Annotated in this window: 15 protein-coding genes; 8 read left to right on the top strand and 7 right to left on the bottom strand. The window is 59.3% G+C overall.

The features are described 5' to 3' along the window. Nucleotides 1-157: 157 nt before the first annotated feature. The 6 genes from OIL77_08085 to OIL77_08060 all read right to left on the bottom strand — a co-directional run bounded on the left by OIL77_08085 (nucleotide 158) and on the right by OIL77_08060 (nucleotide 6,887). Nucleotides 158-1,921 carry an AarF/UbiB family protein gene (locus OIL77_08085; GenBank protein HJI45358.1) on the bottom strand — a complete coding sequence of 588 codons (1,764 nt, stop codon included), beginning with the start codon at nucleotides 1,919-1,921 and terminating at the stop codon, nucleotides 158-160. An 8-nt stretch (nucleotides 1,922-1,929) separates the two neighbouring features. Continuing rightward, the gene (locus tag OIL77_08080) at nucleotides 1,930-2,346 is read right to left on the bottom strand and encodes a hypothetical protein (GenBank protein ID HJI45357.1); all 417 of its coding nucleotides are present in this window, start codon (nucleotides 2,344-2,346) and stop codon (nucleotides 1,930-1,932) included. A gap of 148 nt (nucleotides 2,347-2,494) precedes the next feature. Then, nucleotides 2,495-4,018, bottom strand: a complete 1,524-nt coding sequence (locus tag OIL77_08075; GenBank protein ID HJI45356.1) for a C69 family dipeptidase — start codon at nucleotides 4,016-4,018, stop codon at nucleotides 2,495-2,497. A 354-nt stretch (nucleotides 4,019-4,372) separates the two neighbouring features. Then, nucleotides 4,373-5,227 (bottom strand): bifunctional 5,10-methylenetetrahydrofolate dehydrogenase/5,10-methenyltetrahydrofolate cyclohydrolase, encoded by an 855-nt coding sequence (locus OIL77_08070; GenBank protein HJI45355.1) that lies wholly within the window; start codon nucleotides 5,225-5,227, stop codon nucleotides 4,373-4,375. A 2-nt stretch (nucleotides 5,228-5,229) separates the two neighbouring features. After that, nucleotides 5,230-5,862, bottom strand: a complete 633-nt coding sequence (locus OIL77_08065) for a cyclodeaminase/cyclohydrolase family protein (GenBank protein HJI45354.1) — start codon at nucleotides 5,860-5,862, stop codon at nucleotides 5,230-5,232. Nucleotides 5,863-6,047: 185 nt separating this feature from the next. Continuing rightward, on the bottom strand, nucleotides 6,048-6,887 hold the full coding sequence (locus OIL77_08060; GenBank protein ID HJI45353.1) for a zinc-ribbon domain-containing protein: 840 nt from the start codon (nucleotides 6,885-6,887) through the stop codon (nucleotides 6,048-6,050). Nucleotides 6,888-7,239: 352 nt separating this feature from the next. Between OIL77_08060 and OIL77_08055 the strand changes: the two genes are divergently transcribed. The 3 genes from OIL77_08055 to OIL77_08045 all read left to right on the top strand — a co-directional run bounded on the left by OIL77_08055 (nucleotide 7,240) and on the right by OIL77_08045 (nucleotide 11,442). Further along, the gene (locus tag OIL77_08055) at nucleotides 7,240-7,851 is read left to right on the top strand and encodes a hypothetical protein (protein HJI45352.1); all 612 of its coding nucleotides are present in this window, start codon (nucleotides 7,240-7,242) and stop codon (nucleotides 7,849-7,851) included. A 226-nt stretch (nucleotides 7,852-8,077) separates the two neighbouring features. Next, complete coding sequence (locus OIL77_08050) at nucleotides 8,078-8,671, top strand: hypothetical protein (GenBank protein ID HJI45351.1); 594 nt, start codon at nucleotides 8,078-8,080, stop codon at nucleotides 8,669-8,671. 305 nt (nucleotides 8,672-8,976) lie between these two features. Then, a complete protein-coding gene (locus OIL77_08045) occupies nucleotides 8,977-11,442 on the top strand; it encodes a phosphatidylinositol-specific phospholipase C (protein HJI45350.1) in 2,466 nt (821 codons plus the stop codon). Between the two features lie 168 nt (nucleotides 11,443-11,610). On the opposite strand, the gene OIL77_08040 is transcribed toward OIL77_08045, so the two are convergent. After that, nucleotides 11,611-11,805, bottom strand: a complete 195-nt coding sequence (locus OIL77_08040) for a hypothetical protein (protein HJI45349.1) — start codon at nucleotides 11,803-11,805, stop codon at nucleotides 11,611-11,613. Between the two features lie 204 nt (nucleotides 11,806-12,009). On the opposite strand from OIL77_08040, the gene OIL77_08035 reads away from it, so the two are divergent. The 5 genes from OIL77_08035 to OIL77_08015 all read left to right on the top strand — a co-directional run bounded on the left by OIL77_08035 (nucleotide 12,010) and on the right by OIL77_08015 (nucleotide 20,281). After that, nucleotides 12,010-13,023 carry a PDDEXK nuclease domain-containing protein gene (locus tag OIL77_08035; protein HJI45348.1) on the top strand — a complete coding sequence of 338 codons (1,014 nt, stop codon included), beginning with the start codon at nucleotides 12,010-12,012 and terminating at the stop codon, nucleotides 13,021-13,023. Nucleotides 13,024-13,086: 63 nt separating this feature from the next. After that, entirely contained in the window at nucleotides 13,087-13,875 is a 789-nt protein-coding gene (locus OIL77_08030) for an ADP-ribosylglycohydrolase family protein (protein ID HJI45347.1), read from the top strand. Between the two features lie 806 nt (nucleotides 13,876-14,681). Then, nucleotides 14,682-16,226, top strand: a complete 1,545-nt coding sequence (istA, locus tag OIL77_08025; protein HJI45346.1) for an IS21 family transposase — start codon at nucleotides 14,682-14,684, stop codon at nucleotides 16,224-16,226. Nucleotides 16,227-16,228: 2 nt separating this feature from the next. Continuing rightward, the gene (locus OIL77_08020; GenBank protein ID HJI45345.1) at nucleotides 16,229-16,963 is read left to right on the top strand and encodes an ATP-binding protein; all 735 of its coding nucleotides are present in this window, start codon (nucleotides 16,229-16,231) and stop codon (nucleotides 16,961-16,963) included. Nucleotides 16,964-17,191: 228 nt separating this feature from the next. Further along, nucleotides 17,192-20,281: a type I restriction endonuclease subunit R gene (locus OIL77_08015; GenBank protein ID HJI45344.1), complete on the top strand. Its 3,090-nt coding sequence runs from the start codon at nucleotides 17,192-17,194 to the stop codon at nucleotides 20,279-20,281. Nucleotides 20,282-20,284 lie beyond the last annotated feature (3 nt).

Raw genomic sequence — 20,284 nt, 5'->3', positions numbered from 1 at the left:
GAAAAAGCCCGGTTTAAAACCGGGCTCGAACAAACACGCCTATTGACAATGGCTTTCTCATATTAAATGGTATCACGCAAAAGGGCCCCGCACACAGGCGAAGCCCAAGGTAAAAGCTATTGTTTGCGATAGGAAAATGCGGTGACGGTCGCAGCCTCTAGTGTTTGCCGCCGTGGCTGTTGAGCCAGATATTGCGGCCCAGCATAAGCGCCAGCACCAGCGCGCTCACGTAGCCCATAAAGCCAATGACCGGGATACCAAACACAACCGGCTCGATGCGTGCGTAGTACACCACCGACGAACCGATAAACAGGCCGGCGATAACGATAGCCATCGACATGCGGTCGATAATTCCGCCCAGCTGTCGCAGTGCCTTATCGCTGCTCATGATCTGCGTGTTCACCTTAAGCTGGCCGCGCGTAAGCATGCGCGAAGCCAGCCCCAGGTACTCAGCCGCCTCGAGTGAGCCCTTCGCCGCGCGATAGCTGCTCGCGGCAAGATCGCGTCCCATATCACGCACGCGCGCATAGGTGCTTTTTTCGTTTTTGATGTGCGTCTGGATGATCTGGATCATGTTGACGTTGGGCATATACTCGGTCAGCAAACCCTCGAGCGTCACCATGCCGCGGGCGAACATCGTCACCACGCTCGGCAGCTCAACGTCGTTTTTGCGCGCCAGATTGAGCAGCGAGGTCAAAAACTCGCCGATATCAAGGTCCTTAAGATCGAGCCCCGCAAAGTCGGCGACGATAAAGTCCAAGTCGGACAAAAAGGCCGAATGGTCGAGCTCGGCAGAATCGCCGCGCGTCACGGCAAAGCGCATGAGCGAGTCCTTGAGCTTGGGCACGTCGCCCTCGGCCACGGCAAAGATCATATCCTTGACGATACCGCGGTCGTGGCTCGACATACGCCCGACCATGCCCAGGTCAATAAAGTAAACGATGCCATCTTTGAGGATGATGTTTCCCGCATGCGGGTCGGCATGGAAAAAGCCATCGTCGAGCACCTGCGTCGAATAGTCCTCGACGATCGCGGCGCCGATCTTTTCCAGGTCATAGCCCTCTGCCACCAGACGCTCGAGATCGGCGATGGAGATGCCGTCGATGTAGTCCATGACCACCACGTGCTCGGTGCAAAGGTCCAGGTAGGATTTGGGACACGACACGCCATGCACGCTTTTGTGGAACTCATAGAAATCGTTGAGGTTTTTGGCCTCGGCCAAAAAGTTGGTCTCCTCGCGAAACGAGGTCCACAGCTCCTCGACCACGCCGTGCAGGTCAACAAACTGATCGGTGTTAACGAACTTGGAAACGATGCGCACCACCGAGCGAATGATATCGATGTCCTGCGCCATGACCTGTTGCGCGCCGGGGCGCTGCACCTTAACGGCCACGTCCTCGCCGGTCACCAGGCGGGCACGGTGAACTTGCGCGAGCGACGCGCTTCCGAGCGGATTGGGATCGATTGCGTCGAACATCTGCCCCAAGCGCTGGCCGTACTCCTCTTCCAGACAGCGGAGCACTACCTCATACGGCACCGGCTCTACGTCGGAGCGCAGGCGACGCAGCTCGTCGCAAAACCGCTGCGGCAAGATCTCGGAGCGGTTGGCCAGGATCTGCCCCATCTTGACGAACATGGGGCCGAGCTCTTCGAGCAGACGACGCAGGCGCACCGGCGTGAGGTTATCCCACACGCGGTACTTTTTGACCAGGCGAACAATCTGCCCGATGCGTTCGCGGCGGCCCGCCGGCGTGAGCTGGTATTCCTCGTCCGGCGCCATCGCGTCGGGTTCTTCGGGGACCATATCGACAGCGCGCGGCTTCTTGCGAGCACCCGAGACGGCGGCCTCAACCTCATCGACAACCGCCGTCTCGTCACCCAAGGGATCTAGATTGTTGTAATCGGTAGTGGAATCTGCCATCTGCGCTGCTACTCGGCCTCTTCGGCGTCCTCTGCGTCGTCGGGCTCAACGGACTCGACGGGCACCGAAGTCACGTTGTCCTCGACCGAATCGACGATGTCGCGCACATGGGCCAAAAAGGCCGTGCGCTCGGGGGCGGTCATGACGCGGACGCGGGCCAGGATAAGCTCGTCGAGCACGCGCTGTGCCGCGGTCTCGCCCTGCATGCCCAGGCGCTCGGTCAGGTCGGAGATGGTGCCGCCGGCCTGCTCGAACATGTCGGATACACTGCGGGCGATATCGGGGGTGCCGGCATCCTTGCGGACCTGCTCACCCTTGGTACCGAGGTCGTCGAGAACCTTCTTGCCGCCCTCGACGGCAACGGCGGCGGCACCGAAGCCCACGTTGATGGCACCGTTAACAAGCTGATCGAGTTTCATAACCATGGTTGGCTCCAATCATGAACAACTGCATTGGCCTTCTTGTACCCAAGATTGGGCGAACGACACAAAATCGTTTTACCGCCAAGATAGGAATCGAGCGGGGCAAAGCCTTTGACGGCGTTTGCCCCGCTCGTTCGCTGCAAGGTTGTCTTTACCTCACGTTATCGTTCATCGCGAAGGAATTCTTCATGGCACAGCTTGTGGTGTAGAGCACCTTGCCCAACAGAGCATCGGTCTCCATGCGTACGAGCTCGGCAAAGGCCTCGTTGGCGCGGGCGAGCTCGGTGGGCACCTCGGCCTCGGGCAGGGTGGCAACGGCAGCGTCAACGTCGTGAATCTGCTTGTGGCCCATGCCACCGACCTTCTCCTGGTAATCCTCGACCGCGCGACCGCACTCATGGAAGCGGACGTCAGCCAGCGCGCCGATCAGGCGGTTGGCCCAGTAGAAATTCTCGGACGTCACGCGAGCCTGCGTGTCGGCATAGTACTCGGGCATGGTCTCGACATTGGCGTACAGCGGCACGAGCGCGTTAAACGAGTTGGAGCCAAACGCCATCCACTGCACGGCGCGATACGCCGGCTGCGCATAGGGACGCAGCTGCAGCACGGCGAGCTGGCTGTTGCGGTTGATGCCGATGGGGCGATAGGCGCCGCGCGTGGCGGGCGTGCCCTTGCTGCCGTAGCAGTCGTACTCCGTACCCTGGTAGTGGCTCGAAAGCACGTACTTGATGTCCTCGATGGTCACCTTGCGCTCGGGCACGCGGCTCCAGGGGATGTCGTCGCTCTCGGGCGTGTAGTCGGCCTCGGGACCGTCCCACACATCGCTGGGGTTGAGGCAGCGCTGCATGTACCAGGCGCGCGGCGTGTTGTAGACATGGTCGCTGTCGCTGTGCGAGCCAAAGGCCTCGCGCGGATTAAAGACCGTCGCCGGACCGTCGCCCTCGACGCCCAGCGTCAGGTCCAGATGCCACTCGGCCATCCAGGAGCGCAGGTCGGCGGAACACATGTGGTCGACCTGAGCGCCCTCGGCGTCGTCCAGGTCAAAGCTGTCGATACCAAGCTGGTTGGGCATGGTCACATAGGCGTCATCGGGCACGCGCTTGGCGATCCAGTGGTGGCCGCCGATGGTCTCGAGCCACCAGATCTCGTCAACGTCACTAAAGGCGATGCCGTTGTTCTCGTAGGTACCGTAGCGCTCGAGCAGGTCGCCCAGGATACGCACGCCGTCGCGGGCAGACTTGGCGTACGGCAGCACCAGGGTCACCATGTCCTCCTCACCCAGACCGCCGGGCTGCGCCGGAACATAGCCGTCCTCGCCCTCGTTGCCCTTGGCGGGCACGTAGTCCACGAGCGGATCGGCGCCGCGGACGCGCTCGTTGGTGGTAAGCGTCTCGGTTGCGGACATGCCAACATTGAGCTCGTTGAATCCGGCCTCGGCCCAAATGCCATGACCCGGGACAACGTCGGGGACGCTTGTGTAACGCATGGGATTGTCGGGCAGCTCAACGGTCAGATGGCTCAGGACACTCGTGTAGACACGCGGCTGCTCGTCGGGATGCACCACGCGCATGCGCTTGGGCTCAAACACCCCGTTGGACGAGTCCTCGTTGCGGGCGACCAGGGTCGACCCGTCATAGCTCGCGTTCTTACCAACCAAAATCGTTGTGCACGGCATGCGCATCCTCCTTGAGCGAAGAAATCAAACGGCAACAGTGTATCGCTTCGGCGCAAAAAGGGCGAAACCGCCGCCCCGGCAGCCCCTGTGGGCAAAAAATGCCAAATATGAGTACTGTCACCAATTTAGTAACAGCAAATTTCCTTGTAATGAGTGCCGGAAATCCCCAATTGTCCAAAAGCAAGACAACGTTATTCCCCATATGTTCAATAAAATGGGCTCCCCGACGAGAATGAATATCGTTAGGGAGTCTAAAAGACGTAAAACATATGTGACTATCTTGGCAACAGTACTCATATTTGGCGTTTTATGACCACGTGGTATATGGCTAACCCCTCAAACAGCCCAAAACGCCTATTTCGATGCGCGCTCCGCCGCCACGATCACGTGCTTGGCGAGAATCGCAGTGGTCACAGCCCCCACGCCGCCCGGCACGGGTGTGATGGCGTTAACGATCGGCTCCGCAGCATCAAAATCGACGTCGCCGACCAGCTTGCCGGCGGCCTCGTCCCAGTTAATACCCACATCGATGATCGTCTGGCCCTCGCGAACCGCATCCGCGCCAATCGTGCGCGCACGTCCAACCGCGGCAACAACAATGTCGGCAGAACGGCACTCGGCAGCCAAGTCGCGCGTATGCGTATGGCATGTCGTCACCGTGGCATTGCGAGCCGTAAGCATGGCGGCAACGGGACGGCCAATCACCAGCGATCGACCGATGACCGCGACCTTGGCCCCATCCAGCTCAACGTCGTAATGGTCCAGCAACGCCAGCACGGCCTCGGCCGTGCAGGGAGCAAAGCCCTCGCCTCGCCCCGAAAGCGTGGTAAGCAGCGAGGCCGGCGTCATGGAGTCAACATCCTTGGCAGGATCGAGTGCCGCGGCAACTGCATCCTCGTCAAGCCCAGCGGGCAGTGGACGAAACATCAGGCATCCGTGAACAGCGGGTTCGGCATTGATGTCCTTAATAGCCGCCAGCAGCTCATCCTGCGAAACATCGGAGGGAAGCAATACGCGGCGAGCCTCGATGCCAACCTTCTCGCAGCGCTTGAGGGCACCGCGCTCGTAGGACAGGTCGTCCTCGCGCTCGCCTACACGGACAATGGCCAGCGTCGGAACAACGCCGCGCTCACGCAGAACAGCACAACGCGCGACAAGCTCCTCAGTCAACGCGCGGGCGACGGGAGCGCCCTTTAGCAGTTCAGCCATAGCTATCCCCTCTTCCTGGCTGCGTCGGCGGCGCGGCGCGCCAGCGCATCGGCGCGCGGCAGCCACGTATCCAGCAGCTCATCGCACGCCGCCTCGAGCTCCTCGGCGCGCGCCCGGTCTTTCATAGATGTGGTGTTGGCAAAGAGTGTCAGGCTCGCGCCCTGCATGGCGGCACGGCAGAACACGGCACCGCACGCCACGTCGGACAGCAACTGCCGGGAGCCCTTGTCCGCCATGACCTCGAGCAGCGCCAGCGCGCGCCCGCACGCATCCATAATGCGGTACGGAGGCATGGCTGCCACGTGTAGTGCATCCTGAATCGCAGCCGGTCGAGCCGGGTCATCACGAGGAATACCGTATGCCGCAGACACCTGGCCGTATGCACAAACATCCTCGGCGACCAGACCCACAAGTTCCTGCGCCAACTCATCCGCCTGGGCAAACGCGTGTGTCAGATCGTCCGCGCGATCGGCAAGCGCGGGATTAGTTGCCCCGTAGCGCGCGACCATCCCGCACAGCGAGGCGCCCAGTGCCCCCACAAACGCACTCGCGCTACCGCCGCCGGGAACCGGCTCGCGCGCGGCAAGCGCCTCGGCAAACCCTCGGCAGGTTTTGTCCATCATCTCTTGACTCATCGAAACACCTCTGCCCACCGCGCCGGCCACCACGGGCCGCACGCATAATAAAAAATGGGACAACGACGCCAGGAAGCGGTTGTCCCATTCATCGATCTTGTCCAAGCCAGTCTAGCCCATAAGACAAAGGCTGTCAGGAGCTCTGGCTATCGGTGTTTCCGATTGCCGGCTATAGGCACGGGCGCCTAGTCCACCTGGAACGTCGGCAACAGCGTATCGATAATCTTCGACCCCATGTCGCGGTTTGCAGTCGAGTACTCCAAATGCGCCGTGGCAATCGTCGAATCCGTAACGATCGTCTTTTCGTAAATGATCGTATCGTCCTCGCGCCACGAGACCACGTACCAGTTGTCGCCCTCTGCGGTATAGAGGTCGGCCTTGCCCGAGGTGTCCGCGTCGACGAACATCTCGTGTGCGGTTTCTTCGTTAATGTTGACGTAGCCAAACAGGTTGATCACAAAACCCGTCTCCGGATCCTCATACCTGGCGCCACTGCCGCTGGGAGTATCTTCCATCTCAAAGCGATTGGGAATCGACATGCTATAAGGATGCATGTCGTTCGTGTACGTATACACGTCGGTTAGGTAATCGTCCGAATCGCCCGAGCCGTAGTATGCCGATTCGTCCTCGGGAACGGCTTCGTCATCCGACGACGAAGACTCCTTGGCCTTGGACTTGTCATCCTTCTTCTTAGCAGAAGAATCTTTCTCGTCCGAAGACCCAGTATCGATCACCGAAATCTGCGTGTCAGAGCTCTTGGACCCGTTAAGCATCGTGAGCGCAAACACCGTGCCGCCACCGATGAGAACCACAACAGCACATGCCACAGCGATAATGACCGGCGCCTTGCTCTTGGGCTTTTGAGGCGCAGGCGCGACCGGCGGCATCGACTGGGTCAGGCCCGGGGCAGAGGAAGGACCAGCGCCCGTAGGCGTCGGCGCGGAGCCACCCGCAAGCGACGCCCCGCAATGCGTGCAAAACGTCGATCCATCGGGAACTTGCTGTCCGCATTTTTGACAGAACATCGTTCGACCTTTCGTGGTTTAGCTTTTGTCACAGCCAAGTCTATACGCCCCCACCCAGGGCGCTGTTGCGCAACATGAAAAAGCCGATGCCGAGCCGTGCCGTCCCATGCGCCTGCCCCAAACATGGGACACATGGCCCACCTTTCGAGACTCCCGGGCAGCACAAGCTGGGGCATATCTATAAGTAAGGAACCCGTTGGGGCACGGCCGCGCAACGGCCGAAAACTAAGAACGGAGGTATCGCCGCACCACACACAACGACATCCGTCACGCTTGCGAATAGCAACATACACCAACGGCTCCAACAACCCGCGGCGCCGTGATGTCATCGGCAGACAAGGAGGACGCCACCATGAAGAAAAAGACCCTATCGATCCTTTCCCTTTGCATCGCCCTCTTTGCCGCATTTGCCCTTGTCGGCTGCGGCGGAAGTGCGTCAAGCGGAGGCGGGGGCAGCAGCGCATCCAAGAGCGGGGGCAAGGAAAAAGCTCCCGTCGCCAAGAAGACCGACTTTATCTGGTTTAAGGTCGAGATGCCCGAGAGCGTTGGCGTAAGCGACTCCGCTGGCAAGAATGCCGACAGGGTCCAGCTCACCTTCCCCGAAGACGAGAACGGTTCGGCCGATCGCTTTATCCCCGTTTGGAAAAAAGCGCTGACGGCAGAGGAATCCCACGCCGACCAGGCAGAAAAGAAAGGTGATACGTTCCAGTGGAAGGACGGCGGGTCCGTCGAGTATAACGGCAGGACGTGGCTCGTCGGAACGTACGAGGACAACAGCGGCGTCTCAACACTCCTCTTTACCGACGTTGAGCCGGGAAGCGTCTACGTCCTCATCTCGAACTTCGATCCGCATAAGAAAGAAGCCGAGGCGCTCCTCAACTCCATCGAGTTTCCCGATGACATGGCGAAGGCAGTTGCCGAGGCACGCGAAGTCGAGATTTCGAGCATCGAGATCAAGCATTAGGGGATCGCACGCAGCATCGCATGCGCAGTCATTAAATGATCGGACGCCCAGCCAGGGTAGGATCGGATCGGCTGGCCCTCCCCTCTTTTACGCCCGAGCATATTGCCACTTGTCGGCGCAAATCAGGCCCCCAGAATGGGACACATGGCCCACCTGAACGAGCCGCTCGCGCGTACAGTAAAGGCAGGTAATCCATGGGCGGCTACAGATCGAGGAGGACACGACCATGAAAAAGAAGGCCTTTGCGATTCTCACCCTCTGCATCAGTCTCTTTGCCGCAGTTGCCCTGGTGGGCTGCGGTGGCAGCGGCGGCGCTACCGGAAGTGGCGGTGGCGGCGGAGCAGAAAAGCCAGCCGTGGATATGAGGACCGACTTCATTTGGTTTAAGGTCGAAGTCCCCGAGGGCGTCGAAATCACGGACGTTGCCGGCGACACGGCCAACAGGGCCCAGTTTAAGTTCACCGAGAGCGAGCATGCCAGCGACCGCTTCATCCCCGTCTTCGATCCTGACAAGAACGCCGATGAACTGTTTGACTACGAGGCAAAGTGGAAGGCCAACTCCGGATGGACCGAGAGCGATCCCGTTAAGTACAACGGCAAGACCTGGCGCAGCGCCTACTTTACGCACTCGGGCGGTGTGACGACCGAGTACTTCACCGACGTTGACGGCGGCAGCGTGTACGTGCGCATCGACAATGTCGAGGAGCACAAGGACGCCGTCGAGACCATGATGAAGTCACTGGAGTTTGCCGACGACATCGCCGAGGCCAAGACCGAGGCCATGGACGTTAAGCTCGAGGATATCGAGATTAAACGCTAAGCGACTGGCGAGCGCAGCGGGAAACACGGGCGCAGCGTAAACAAGCGACGGTATCCCAGCGCTTCGTACCAAGGGAGGGCCGGTAAACCGACCCTCCTTTTCTTATGCCGGTAGCCGACGAACGCGAGGACGCCGGACGCCGGAACCGCCCCAAATGTGGCAACAGTGCGAACACGACAAACACCCCAACACGTCCACCCGCCGATTTATTGCGCCGCGCAGACAATTAAACCGGCGTCTTTAAACATCTGGGAAGTATAGTGACCAAAACTATCGCATAACCGCACTCTGCGAATGGAGAAGTTATGACCGAACACCACGCCATCAGCCGTCGAGCATTCACGTTGGGCCTAGGACTCGCAGCATTGTCGCCATTTGCAAGCCTGCCCGAAACCGCGGCGCTGGGCCTTCCCGTGCGCGCGGCATTTGCAGAAGACACGCCCACACCGGCGAAGAGCCTCCATAGTTTCGTCATTCGCCTTCGCCCCGCGGGCTATTTTCGCACCGCAAGCGTCAACGAAGACGGCAACGTCATCGGCAACGTCTGCCACCTGTTTAATGACGGCACGTCCAGCAAACTCATCCTTGAGCGCGTAGAGACCGATGCAGATAATTCAAATTGGTATGCCATCCGCACCTTACTCAATTTCGAAGAGCATAAAAAGACGGGCTACAGCATTTGGTCGGTCGACGGCGACTCGGACAAAGATGGAAAGGTCATCCACGTATGGAGTGGCGAGTATGACAACAAGCCCAGCCGCGCTTTTGCGTTTGAACGCCAGTCAAACGGAACCTATATCATCCGAGACCGCACAAACGAGAAAAAAGACATTAATTACCTGGCCATAGAAAAGGACGGCAAAGACCAGGACAACAACAAGATCTGCCATAAGAGGAAGAGCATTCCGTGGGAGCTCGAACTTGTCGGTTACGACATGGGCAAGACCAATACCACGGTTAGCAGTATCGACTGGACCACGTATAGCAGCTACGTCGACGGGCCCTGTTGGATGAAATACGTCGACAACAACAAGTTCCTCGACGAACTGAGCATCCCGGGCACGCACGATTCGGGCACCTGCAGCGTGGACAACGACACCGAGCCCCAATCCTCCCAAGCAAAATGCCAGCAGGATTACATCCCCACGCAGCTGCTCGAAGGCGTTCGCTATTTTGATATTCGACTCGGAAAGGGTGAGAACCCCGGCATCGACCACGGAGCTTGTTACCTGCTCAAAAAAGACGGGAACTTTATGCATCTCTCCGATGTCATCGGGTACTTCAATACGTTTTTGAGCGAAAACCCGACAGAAGCGCTCATCATGCTCGTGTCGCGGGGCAATGGCGAGGCTACCGACGAAAGCCTCACGACGGCCTTGGGCAAGGTTTTTGATGAGAACCCCGACCTGTTCTACACATCGAGCCGCATCCCCACGCTGGGCGAGGTGCGCGGAAAGATCGTCCTGCTGCGTCGGTTTGGGCTCGCCGGCAACAGCGTAAGCAGCCACACATGGGGCCTCGACCTCACCCAATGGGACGACAAAATCGCAGCACACACCGACAGCACCTCTATGTGTCTCGTTCGAGACGAGCGGGGCTTTGAAGCCGTGGGGAAAACGGGTGACGAAGAGCCCTATTGCACCAAGGTATACGCCCAGGACCATTACGAATGCACAGGAACCGACAAAATCGGCTGGGTCGATATGGCGCTGCAGGAGACAACCAAGCTCGCCCGCATCATGGTGGACGTCGAGGACAATGACGGGGCCAAGGTAAAGGTCCTGGAGCACAGCTGGTGTATCAACTACACCAGCTGCACGAACTACAAGCAAGGAAGCAATCCTTTTACCGCAGCACGAGTGGTCAACGAGCATCTATACAAGAGCCAGTATATAAACAGCACCGGAAATGAGAGCACAAAGGAGGACTGCCTCAAGCACATTGGCATCATTGCGTCCGACTTTGTTGATGCGGCACTGGCCCGAAGCATCTACCAGCGCAATTACGATGCGAAGCACAAGCAGACCGTTTCGTACTACCTCCCGACCCGTATACGCATGACATACGGCGACTCGTTGAGCGATGCCTCACTCCAGGATGGAAAGACCGTTGGCGAGGGTCGTTTCCGCCTTGTCGACAGCAGCAACGTACTCAGCGTGACGGCTTCGGGCAACACGTTTGCCATCGAATACGTGGATGTCGACGCTTTGGGCAACGAGACCGTTACGGAACTGCAGGGTTCCGTGCCCATCGATATCGACCCGCGCGCACTGACGCCCCACTTTGAAGGGCTCGAGGGCCTTAAGGCCGGCGAGGACGTGCGCGCAAAGATCGCGGCGCCGCTCGAGGGCAAGCTCGAAGGCGATGCCTGCACCGCCCAGCTCGAGTTTATGCACGATGCAAACGGCGCTCCGGGCACGGAAATGGCCGAGGGCGAGGCATTTACCGCGGGAACGTACTGGGTGCGTGCGAATGGGCTTTTGGGCGACGCGGCGCAGAACTACACGCTTGCCAGCGACGGAGCCGCAAGCTTTACCGTAGCGGCCTCGGACGGTGCAGGCGGCGCCGGCACCGGCACTGGCGCCAACGCGGGCAGCGCTGATAAGAACGGTAAGGGCAACAAGGGCAAGGGCTCGGGCGGAAAGCTCGCCGACACGGGCGACGGCTCTGGCATCGCCGCCGGGCTCGCCGCTGCCGCCGTGGCGACGACGGTCGCCGGCACGGCAATGCTTGCCAATGACCGCGAGGGCAATGGAGACGTTGACGAATAGGCCAGCCGGCCTTTTAGACACATCGACTCAATCGGGGGCGCAGGATACCGTTCTGCGCCCCCGACTTTTACCATGGCCCGAAAGCTAACGTCGGCTACATCACCATGTTCAGCGCGTTAACAAACTCCTGGGCCTTCGCACGACTGCTCGGGCTAAAGACGCAAGCGGTTAACAGTCGATTGCGCAGAAAAACGTCGCGGCCCTTGATCCTGTTGACCCCGTGATGTCCTTAAGGTAAACGATCTCGGTGTGCTTGCCACCAAACGTGCCCTTCTTGAGCACCTCGATACGGTTAGGGTAGATCCTGACGTCTTTAAACCTGCCCGAACCTTTGTCCTGGAACAGCAAAGTGTTGTTGTCCATGCGCGTCACCTCCATAGGGCTCGTTAAAACTGTCTCTATGGCCACATTTAAGTCACCGCAAGGCTCCCATGCGAAGGTGCTAGACAGCACAGCAATTCGTGTCCGCGCGAGGCTTTAAACTAAATGCGATAAAGATGCATTCCACAAGAGGAAAGTGGGGCGACAGTGATGGGCGAACTGGCAAACCGTGGAGAATCGGCAATCGTGCCAGAAGTTTTTTACAAGCAGGTTTCCTCGATTCTCAACGCCGCTCGCGACAAGGCCTATACCGCCGTTAACTTTGCGATGGTTGAGGCGTATTGGGAGATCGGCAAGAGCATTGTTGATGAGCAGGGCGGAGAGGATCGTGCCAAGTATGGAGAGGCCCTGCTCAAGGCCCTCGCAATCAGACTTACCAAGGATTTTGGTAAGGGTTTTGAAGCAAGGGAGCTGCGCAAAATGCGTCAGTTCTATCTTGCATTTCCAATTCGGGACTCACTGCGTCCCGAATTGAGCTGGACTCATTACCGCAGGTTGATGCGCATTCCCGACCCTGATGCTCGCGCCTGGTACATGAACGAATGCGCCGATTCTCGTTGGAGCACGCGTCAGCTCGAGCGCCAGATCAACACCATGTTCCGCGAGCGCCTACTTGCCAGCAAGGACAAGGAGGCCGTCACCCAGGAAATCCAAAAGAGCGCCCCGGCTCGTCGCCCCGAGGATATCATCCGCGACCCATATGTACTGGAGTTTTTAGGTTTCTCGGACGATGCTGCGTTTCGCGAGAGCGATCTAGAGCAGGCACTCATCACGCATCTTCAGAAGTTCCTGCTGGAGCTTGGCCGTGGTTTCGCTTTCGAGGCGCGCCAAAAGCGCATCACCTTTGATGGGCGCCATTTCTATATTGACCTTGTGTTTTACAACTATCTAATGCGCTGCTTCGTGCTCATCGACCTTAAGACCGATGACCTTACGCATCAGGACCTGGGCCAGATGCAAATGTATGTGAACTACTACACGCGTGAGCTCATGAACGAAGGCGACAATCCGCCTATAGGCATCGTGCTCTGCGCGGACAAAAGCGACTCGATTGTCGAGTACACGCTGCCCGAAGACAACGACCAAGTGTTTGCCGCCAAATACCTGCCGTACCTTCCAAGCAAGGAAGAGCTGGCGCGCGAGCTGAGTGCCGAGTATCGCGCCATCAACGAAGCGACTAATGGCGAAGCGCAAGTGTAGTAGCACGTTACGACCGATACCCCCGACGGCGTTCCACTTCCCCTGGCATAAGAGGAGCATTCCATGACAGACAGACCGAAAACAACGCTACGCGACTGCATTTACGGACTCGCCGTCGGCGACGCACTGGGCGTTCCCTACGAGTTCAGGCCTCGTGGCACGTTCGAATGCACCGACATGATCGGCTACGGCACACATGGGCAGCCCGCCGGCACCTGGAGCGACGACACATCTATGACGCTTGCTACCTGCGACTCGATTAGGGAGCTCGGGCATATCGACGCCTCAGACATGCGCGACAAGTTCGTAGGTTGGATTGCCCGTGGCGAGTATACGATCGACGGCGTTTTCGATTACGGCGGCACGACCGCCCGCGCCTTGCATGCCGGCAAAGGAGGCTCCGGCGAACGCGACAACGGTAACGGTTCGCTCATGCGCATCGCGCCCCTGGCGTTTGTCAACGCGACTGACGACGAGATCTGCGAGGTCTCCGCGATAACGCACGCCCACAGAACGTCGACCGATGCATGCGTCATATTTGTCGAGCTGATGAGAGACGTGCTGAACGGCGCACTCCCCTCGTGGGCACTGCGGCTGAAAGGCGTACCTGAGCAGGAAATCAGGTCAGGTGGCTTCGTGCGCGACACGCTTAAGGCCGCTACCTGGTGCTTCGTCAACACCAACAGTTACGAAGATTGCGTGCTTGCCGCCGTCAATCTGGGCGACGACACCGACACCACCGCAGCCGTCGCAGGCGCCCTCGCCGGCACGGCATACGGCATCGATGCAATTCCGCAAGAGTGGATCGACACCCTGCGCGGCAAAGAGCTGATTGAACGGTGTTTGTTTTAGGACACGTCTTCAACGAAGACAACGTCAGTCAACGCAAATGACTAAGGGACCGCATAAATGATGATTACAGAATGCACCGTCATGGGTCCGTTCATCACAGAGCAAAGTACCGTGGGGCCGTACACCGTGTTGGTATTCGAATCCCCGCTGCCGCAGAAAAGGGCCGGTTGCAGCCGACCCTTTAGACATTAGCACCTGCGTTGCCCGCGCTTCCAAAGTTGACCGACTGAGGAGCGGGTTCCGCGGTACGCCCTGATTTTACCCAGCGAAGCGGCTCTTTTGCAGTCGCTCCACCTTTTATTTACATCCACCGCCACAAGCGGATGCCGCGCGAACGAGAGCAAAGAAACAACGCCGGCGCGGCCAACAGAACAGACAATCCATGCGACCAAAGAAATAGAAAAGCGCCCGCGGCCTCGGTTCTTCACCCAGGTCTAGGCGCTTTTCTTGACACCATCGCACCACATCCGCCATCGCCTCCGGCCCGACACTCATTAAAATGCAAGCGGGAAACGACCTCAAGATCACCAACAACAGCTTCAAGCAAGCGCTTGGGCAACTGTCACAACACGAGCGCCGATAAATAGAAGCCTATTTAAATAAGTCAGAAAGCCTTGCCACCAATTGTCGTTCTGGCGCGATCAACCGATAATGAGTCCTAGGCCCTTTCGACACCACCTATATTGCGAATCAGCACCGCCGCCCACCCGACCGAATATTGCCGTTCGGCACCGCCATTAAATGCCTTCCCGCGCATCCCGTTACGCTCGGGCTGCCATGCAGTCCAGAGAACGAGGAGGTTCCACATGGCGAGAAGGATCAGGGCCAGGGAGGTCCTGAGGCTGAGGTCGGTGAACGGGCTTTCGCAGAACGCGATCGCCCGCACCGCCCACGTCTCGAAGCACAGCGTCCAGGACGTGCTGGAAGCCGCGAGGGAGCGGGGCGTCTCCTGGGAGGACGTCGAGGGGATGTCCGAGGAGGCCGCCTACGCGCTGCTGTTCCCCGGCAGGGGCGACGCCGGGCCGGTGCACGCCGACCCCGACTGGGCACGCGTCCACCGCGAGCTCGCGAGGACCGGCGTCACGCTCAAGCTCCTGCACGCGGAGTATGCCGACGGGTGCGCGGAGGCCGGCGCGCCGTCGATGTCCTACGACAGGTTCTGCAAGCGCTACCGCCAGTACACGGTGTCGCGCAACGTGGTGAGCCGCGTCGGGCACAAGGCGGGCAGGAACATGGAGGTCGACTGGTCGGGGCCCACGATGCGGCTCGTGGACCCCGCGACCGGCGAGGTCAGGAAGGTGTACCTGTTCGTGGCCTGCCTCCCGTTCAGCCGGTACAGCTACGTCGAGCCGACGCTCGACATGAAGCAGGATACATGGCTGCTGTGCCACGTGCACGCCTTCTCCTTCCTGGGAGGCGCGACGCCCTGCATCGTCCCCGACAACCTGAGGACCGGCGTCACCGCCCACCCCAGGGCCGGGGAGCCGGTCCTGAACGCGGCCTACGAGGAGCTCGCCGCGCACTACGGCTCCGCCGTGATCCCGGCGAGGGTCAGGAGGCCCCGCGACAAGCCGAGCGCCGAGAACGAGGTCTGGGCCGCCGCGACCTACGTGATAGCGGCGCTTCGCGACGAGGTGTTCGCCGACATGGCGGCCCTCCGCGCCGCCGTCGCCCGGAGGGTCGCGGAGCACAACGACGCGCCGTTCGCCAAGCGCGAGGGCTCGAGGCGCGAGGTGTTCGAGGAGGTCGAGCGCCCGCTGCTGAGGCCCCTACCGGCCGAGCCCTTCGAGGTGTGCGAGTGGGTCTACGGCCGCAAGGTCCAGGCCAACTGCCACGTCGCGTACGCCCGCAACTACTACTCGGTGAGCCACCTGCTCGTCGGCTCGACGGTCGACCTGCGCGTCACCGAGGGCAAGGTGGAGGTCTTCTCCGGCGGCGAGCGCGTGGCCACGCACCCCAGGTTCCCGTCCTACGCGAGGAACCGCTACTCCACGCGCGGCTCGGACATGCCCGAGGGCAGGGCGTGGTCGGACTGGGACGCGCCGCGCATCCGCGCCTGGGCCTCGAGGGTCGGGCCCTCCTGCTCCGAGCTGGTGGACAGGGTGTTCGCCTGCTACGAGTTCGACGAGCAGGGCTTCAACGCCGCGCTCGCCGTGCTCAGGCTGTCCAGGCGCTACACCCCGGCGAGGCTCGAGCGGGCGTGCGGGATGGCGCTCGCGACCGGGAAGAGGTCGCCGCGCTACCGCGACGTCGAGCCCGTGCTGAGGTCGGGGCAGGACAGGGCGCCAGCCGGCGAGGCGTCCGGGGACTGCGGCTACGTGCGCGGCGCCGGCTTCTACGGGGAGGAGTGAGCATGGACGTCAACGCGGAGACCGCCCGCAAGCTCAGGGAGATGGGGGCGGCCGAGCTGCTCGCCGCCCTCTCCGCCCAGGACGAGGCCGTGTGCGCCGGGATGGCGTTCGCCGAGCGCGTCCAGATGGCGGTGGACGAGGCGCACTCCGACTTCATCACGCAGAAGGTCCGCAACCTGACGAGGAGGGCCGGCCTCAGGTACCCCGAGGCCGACGTCCGCTCGGTCGACTTCTTCGAGGGCCGCGGCCTCGACAGGGTGGCGGTGGCCGAGCTCGCGACCTGCGGGTTCGTCGGGCGCGGCGAGAACGTGGTTCTCCAGGGCCTCACCGGCACGGGCAAGACCTACCTGGCCTGCGCGCTCGCGAAGGCCGCCTGCGCCAGGAGGGTGAGGTCGTGCTACGTCCGCCAGCCCGACCTCGAGGACCTCTGGCGCGAGAGCCGTGACCGGCCCGGCGGCGAGCGCAAGCTCGTCCGCAAGTACGGGGCGTTCGGCCTGCTCGTGATAGACGAGTGGCTGCTCGACAGGCCGGACACCGAGTTCAGGTCGATGCTGCTGGAGCTGATGGAGCTGAGGTACGGCACGGCCTCGACCGTATTCTGCACCCAGTTCAAGAAGAAGGACTGGCACCCGAGGCTCGGCGGCGGGGTGCATGCCGACGCCATCATGGACAGGATCGTGCACAACGCGGTCTGGGTCGACATGGGCGAGGCCAACATGCGGCAGCGCCGCGGATAGACCGGTAGCAATAAAAAAGCACCGGGGCCAGTGTCGGCCCCGGTGCCCAAGCGCGATATCGGCGGTGCTGTTTCGCGATATTCAACAGTGCTCAAGCGAGCAAATACTCAGATAAGTCAAATGGCAACTAACGGGTGTCAGATATACCAATATATGCAAGATTAACTGCTAGAATGCAATGGTGGACAGGCTCACCAACGTCGTGGAAGCATAAGGTAAGGAGTGCGCATGATTGCTGTCGATTACAGCTCCTCAACGTCATTTAATGAGGATGCTTTCGAACAAGGCATCATTGACCACTTGCAAACGAGTCTGGGGTACGAGCACCTCTATGGACCTGATGTCGCTCGTTCCTCCGACGCGTTTGACGACGCCTTCCTACCTGACGTCATTGGGCCCGCTCTTGAGAGCATTAACCCCACGCTCAATCGACGCGCGATTGATGCCTCAATAACTAAACTAAAGGAAATCGAGGGCAGCGACCTCATCGCCAAGAACAGCATCTTTATGGACATGCTCCAGAACGGTGTGGAGACAAGCTGGTTTGACGGCAAAGAAGAGCATACGGACATCGTGCGCTTGGTCGATTACGACAATCCCGAAAAGAACTGCTTCCACGTTGTTAACCAGTGGACCTACATCGAGTGTGGCACCAACAAACGTCCAGATGTCATCGTATTCGTCAACGGGCTTCCGCTCGTTCTCTTTGAATTGAAGTCACCCGCTCGAGCCGACGCTGACAGCGAAGATGCCTACCAACAGATTCAAAACTACAAACGACAGATTCCATCGCTTTTCGTGTACAACGCCTTCTGCGTCACCAGTGACATGCTTCACACCAAGGTTGGCACGATCACCGCCAACGAGTCACGCTTCGTTGAGTGGAAGAGCGTCGATGGGAACTACGAGGCCACCCAGTACGCCGATTGGAAAACCCCTCTGGACGGCATGTTCCCCAAGGAGCGGCTCATCGACATCCTGAAGAACTTCATTCTGTTCTCCGAGGACGCGAAAATCCTCGCGGGATACCATCAGTACTTCGCGGTGAACAAAGCGCTCGAGAGCGTGCATGAGGCCATCGGCGGCGACGGCAAGGGCGGCGTCTTCTGGCACACGCAGGGCTCGGGCAAGTCGCTTTCGATGGTTTTCCTTGCCCATCTGCTCGAAGAGAAACTCGACAGCCCGACCATCGTGGTAATTACCGACCGCAACGACCTCGACTCGCAACTGTTCGCGCAGTTCTCCAGATGCTCAGATTTCCTGCGCCAGACGCCCGTTCAGGCGCAGAGCCGCGCCGATCTTGCGCAGCAGATCTCGAGCCGCCGCGCCAACGGCATCATTTTCACCACCATGCAGAAGTTCGAGGAGGAGGCCATCGCCCTCTCCGAGCGCAAGAACGTCGTCGTGATGGTGGATGAAGCGCACCGCGGGCAGTACGGGTTCGAGGAGAAATATGACCGTGACGGCAAGAAGCACACGGGCACCGCGTTGCTCATCCGCCGCGCCCTTCCGAATGCGACTTTCATCGGCTTTACCGGTACCCCTATTTCTGCCGAAGATCGATCGACTCGCGAGGTTTTCGGCGATTATATTGACGTCTACGACATGACTCAGGCAGTAGAGGACGACGCAACTCGACCCGTGTTCTACGAGAGCCGCGTCGTCGCACTCAAACTGGATCAGAGCATCCTTGCAAAAGTTGACGATGAGTACGAAAAGCTAACCGAGCAGGCTAACGCCGAAACCATTGACGCAAGCAAGCGTAACTTTGCAAATCTGGACGCCGTTCTAGGTGCACCCGAAGTCATCGATGCCTTGTGTCAGGACATCGTAGAGCACTATGAAACCAACCGTGCGCACGAACTCACCGGCAAGGCAATGATTGTTGCGTATTCGCGCCCCGCTGCCATGGCCATATATCAACGTATATGCGAGCTGCGACCCTCTTGGAAGGACGAGGGCAAGCTCGGCGTTGTCATGACCATGGGCAATCAAGACCCCGAGTGGTGGTTCGACGTCGTAGGCAATAAGGCCCATGTTAAGGAGATGGCAAAGCGGTTTAAGGATGACGCCGACCCGCTTAAAATCGTAATCGTCGTAGACATGTGGCTCACCGGTTTTGACGTGCCGAGCCTTGCCACTATGTATGTGTATAAACCCATGCGCGGATATAACCTGATGCAGGCAATCGCACGCGTAAACCGAGTATATAAAGACAAGGTTGGCGGACTGGTTGTTGACTACGTAGGCATAGCTAACGCCCTTAAACGCGCCATGAAGGACTACACCAAGCGCGACCAAAAGAAATACGGCGACATGGATATCGGGAAAACCGCCTATCCTAAGTTCTTGGAAAAACTGGCGGTCTGTCGCGACAAAATGTTTGGCTACGATTATTCGGAATTCATGAGCACCGAGTCCGCCGCACGTCGAAGCGAACTCATAACGGGTGGAGTAAATCATATCCTTGCACCCGGCGACGAAGATATCACCCGCGACTTTGTTGAGCAGGCAGGAGTCATGCTCAAAGCCTATGGACTCGCCAAAAGTCGCGCAACAGACATGCAACGCATCGAGGCTGGCTATTTCCAGGTTGTTCGAGAGCTCATCCTTCAGCTCACCGAGCAGGGCGGCACCCACAGCAAAAAAGGAGGCAAACTTACCCTTAAGCAGGTAAATGACCGCATCAATGCACTACTCGAACAGAACATCGTCCATACCGACGGCGTAATAGACCTGTTTAAGGTGGAAGACGAAACGGTTTCGATTTTTGATCCCAAGTTTCTGTCGAGCCTCTCGCGTATGAAAGAGAGGAACTTGGCTTACGAGTTGTTGAAAAAACTCATCGACGACCAGATCAAGGGCTACCGCAAGAAGAGCGTGACGCAGGCAAAGAAGTACTCAGAACTCATGCAAGGCATGGTAAATAGCTATCTAAATGGACAGCTCACAAACGCTGAGGTATTCGAAGAAATGCTCAAGATGGCAAAAGAAATGCTTTCCGAAAACCAAAAGGCAAAGGAGCTTGGGCTTAGCGAAGAGGAGTTTGCGTTTTACGAGGCACTAACACAACCGCAGGCAGTCGCCGACTACTATCGCGAAAGGAATGACGAGTTGGTCGCCATCACGCAAGAGCTCGCTGCGAAGATGCGCGAAATGCGCACGGTCGATTGGCAGAAGAAACAAAGTGCACGCGCTGCTATGCGCGTTGCAATCAAGCGTCTGCTCAAACATCATAAGTATCCGCCAGAGGGCATGGAGTCGGCACTGGCCACCGTGATGGATCAGTGCGAACTCTGGGCCGACAATGCAGCATAGGGA

This window comes from Coriobacteriaceae bacterium, assembly GCA_025993015.1.
Lineage (GTDB): Bacteria > Actinomycetota > Coriobacteriia > Coriobacteriales > Coriobacteriaceae > Collinsella.
This window is presented reverse-complemented; position numbering and strand designations above follow the sequence as displayed.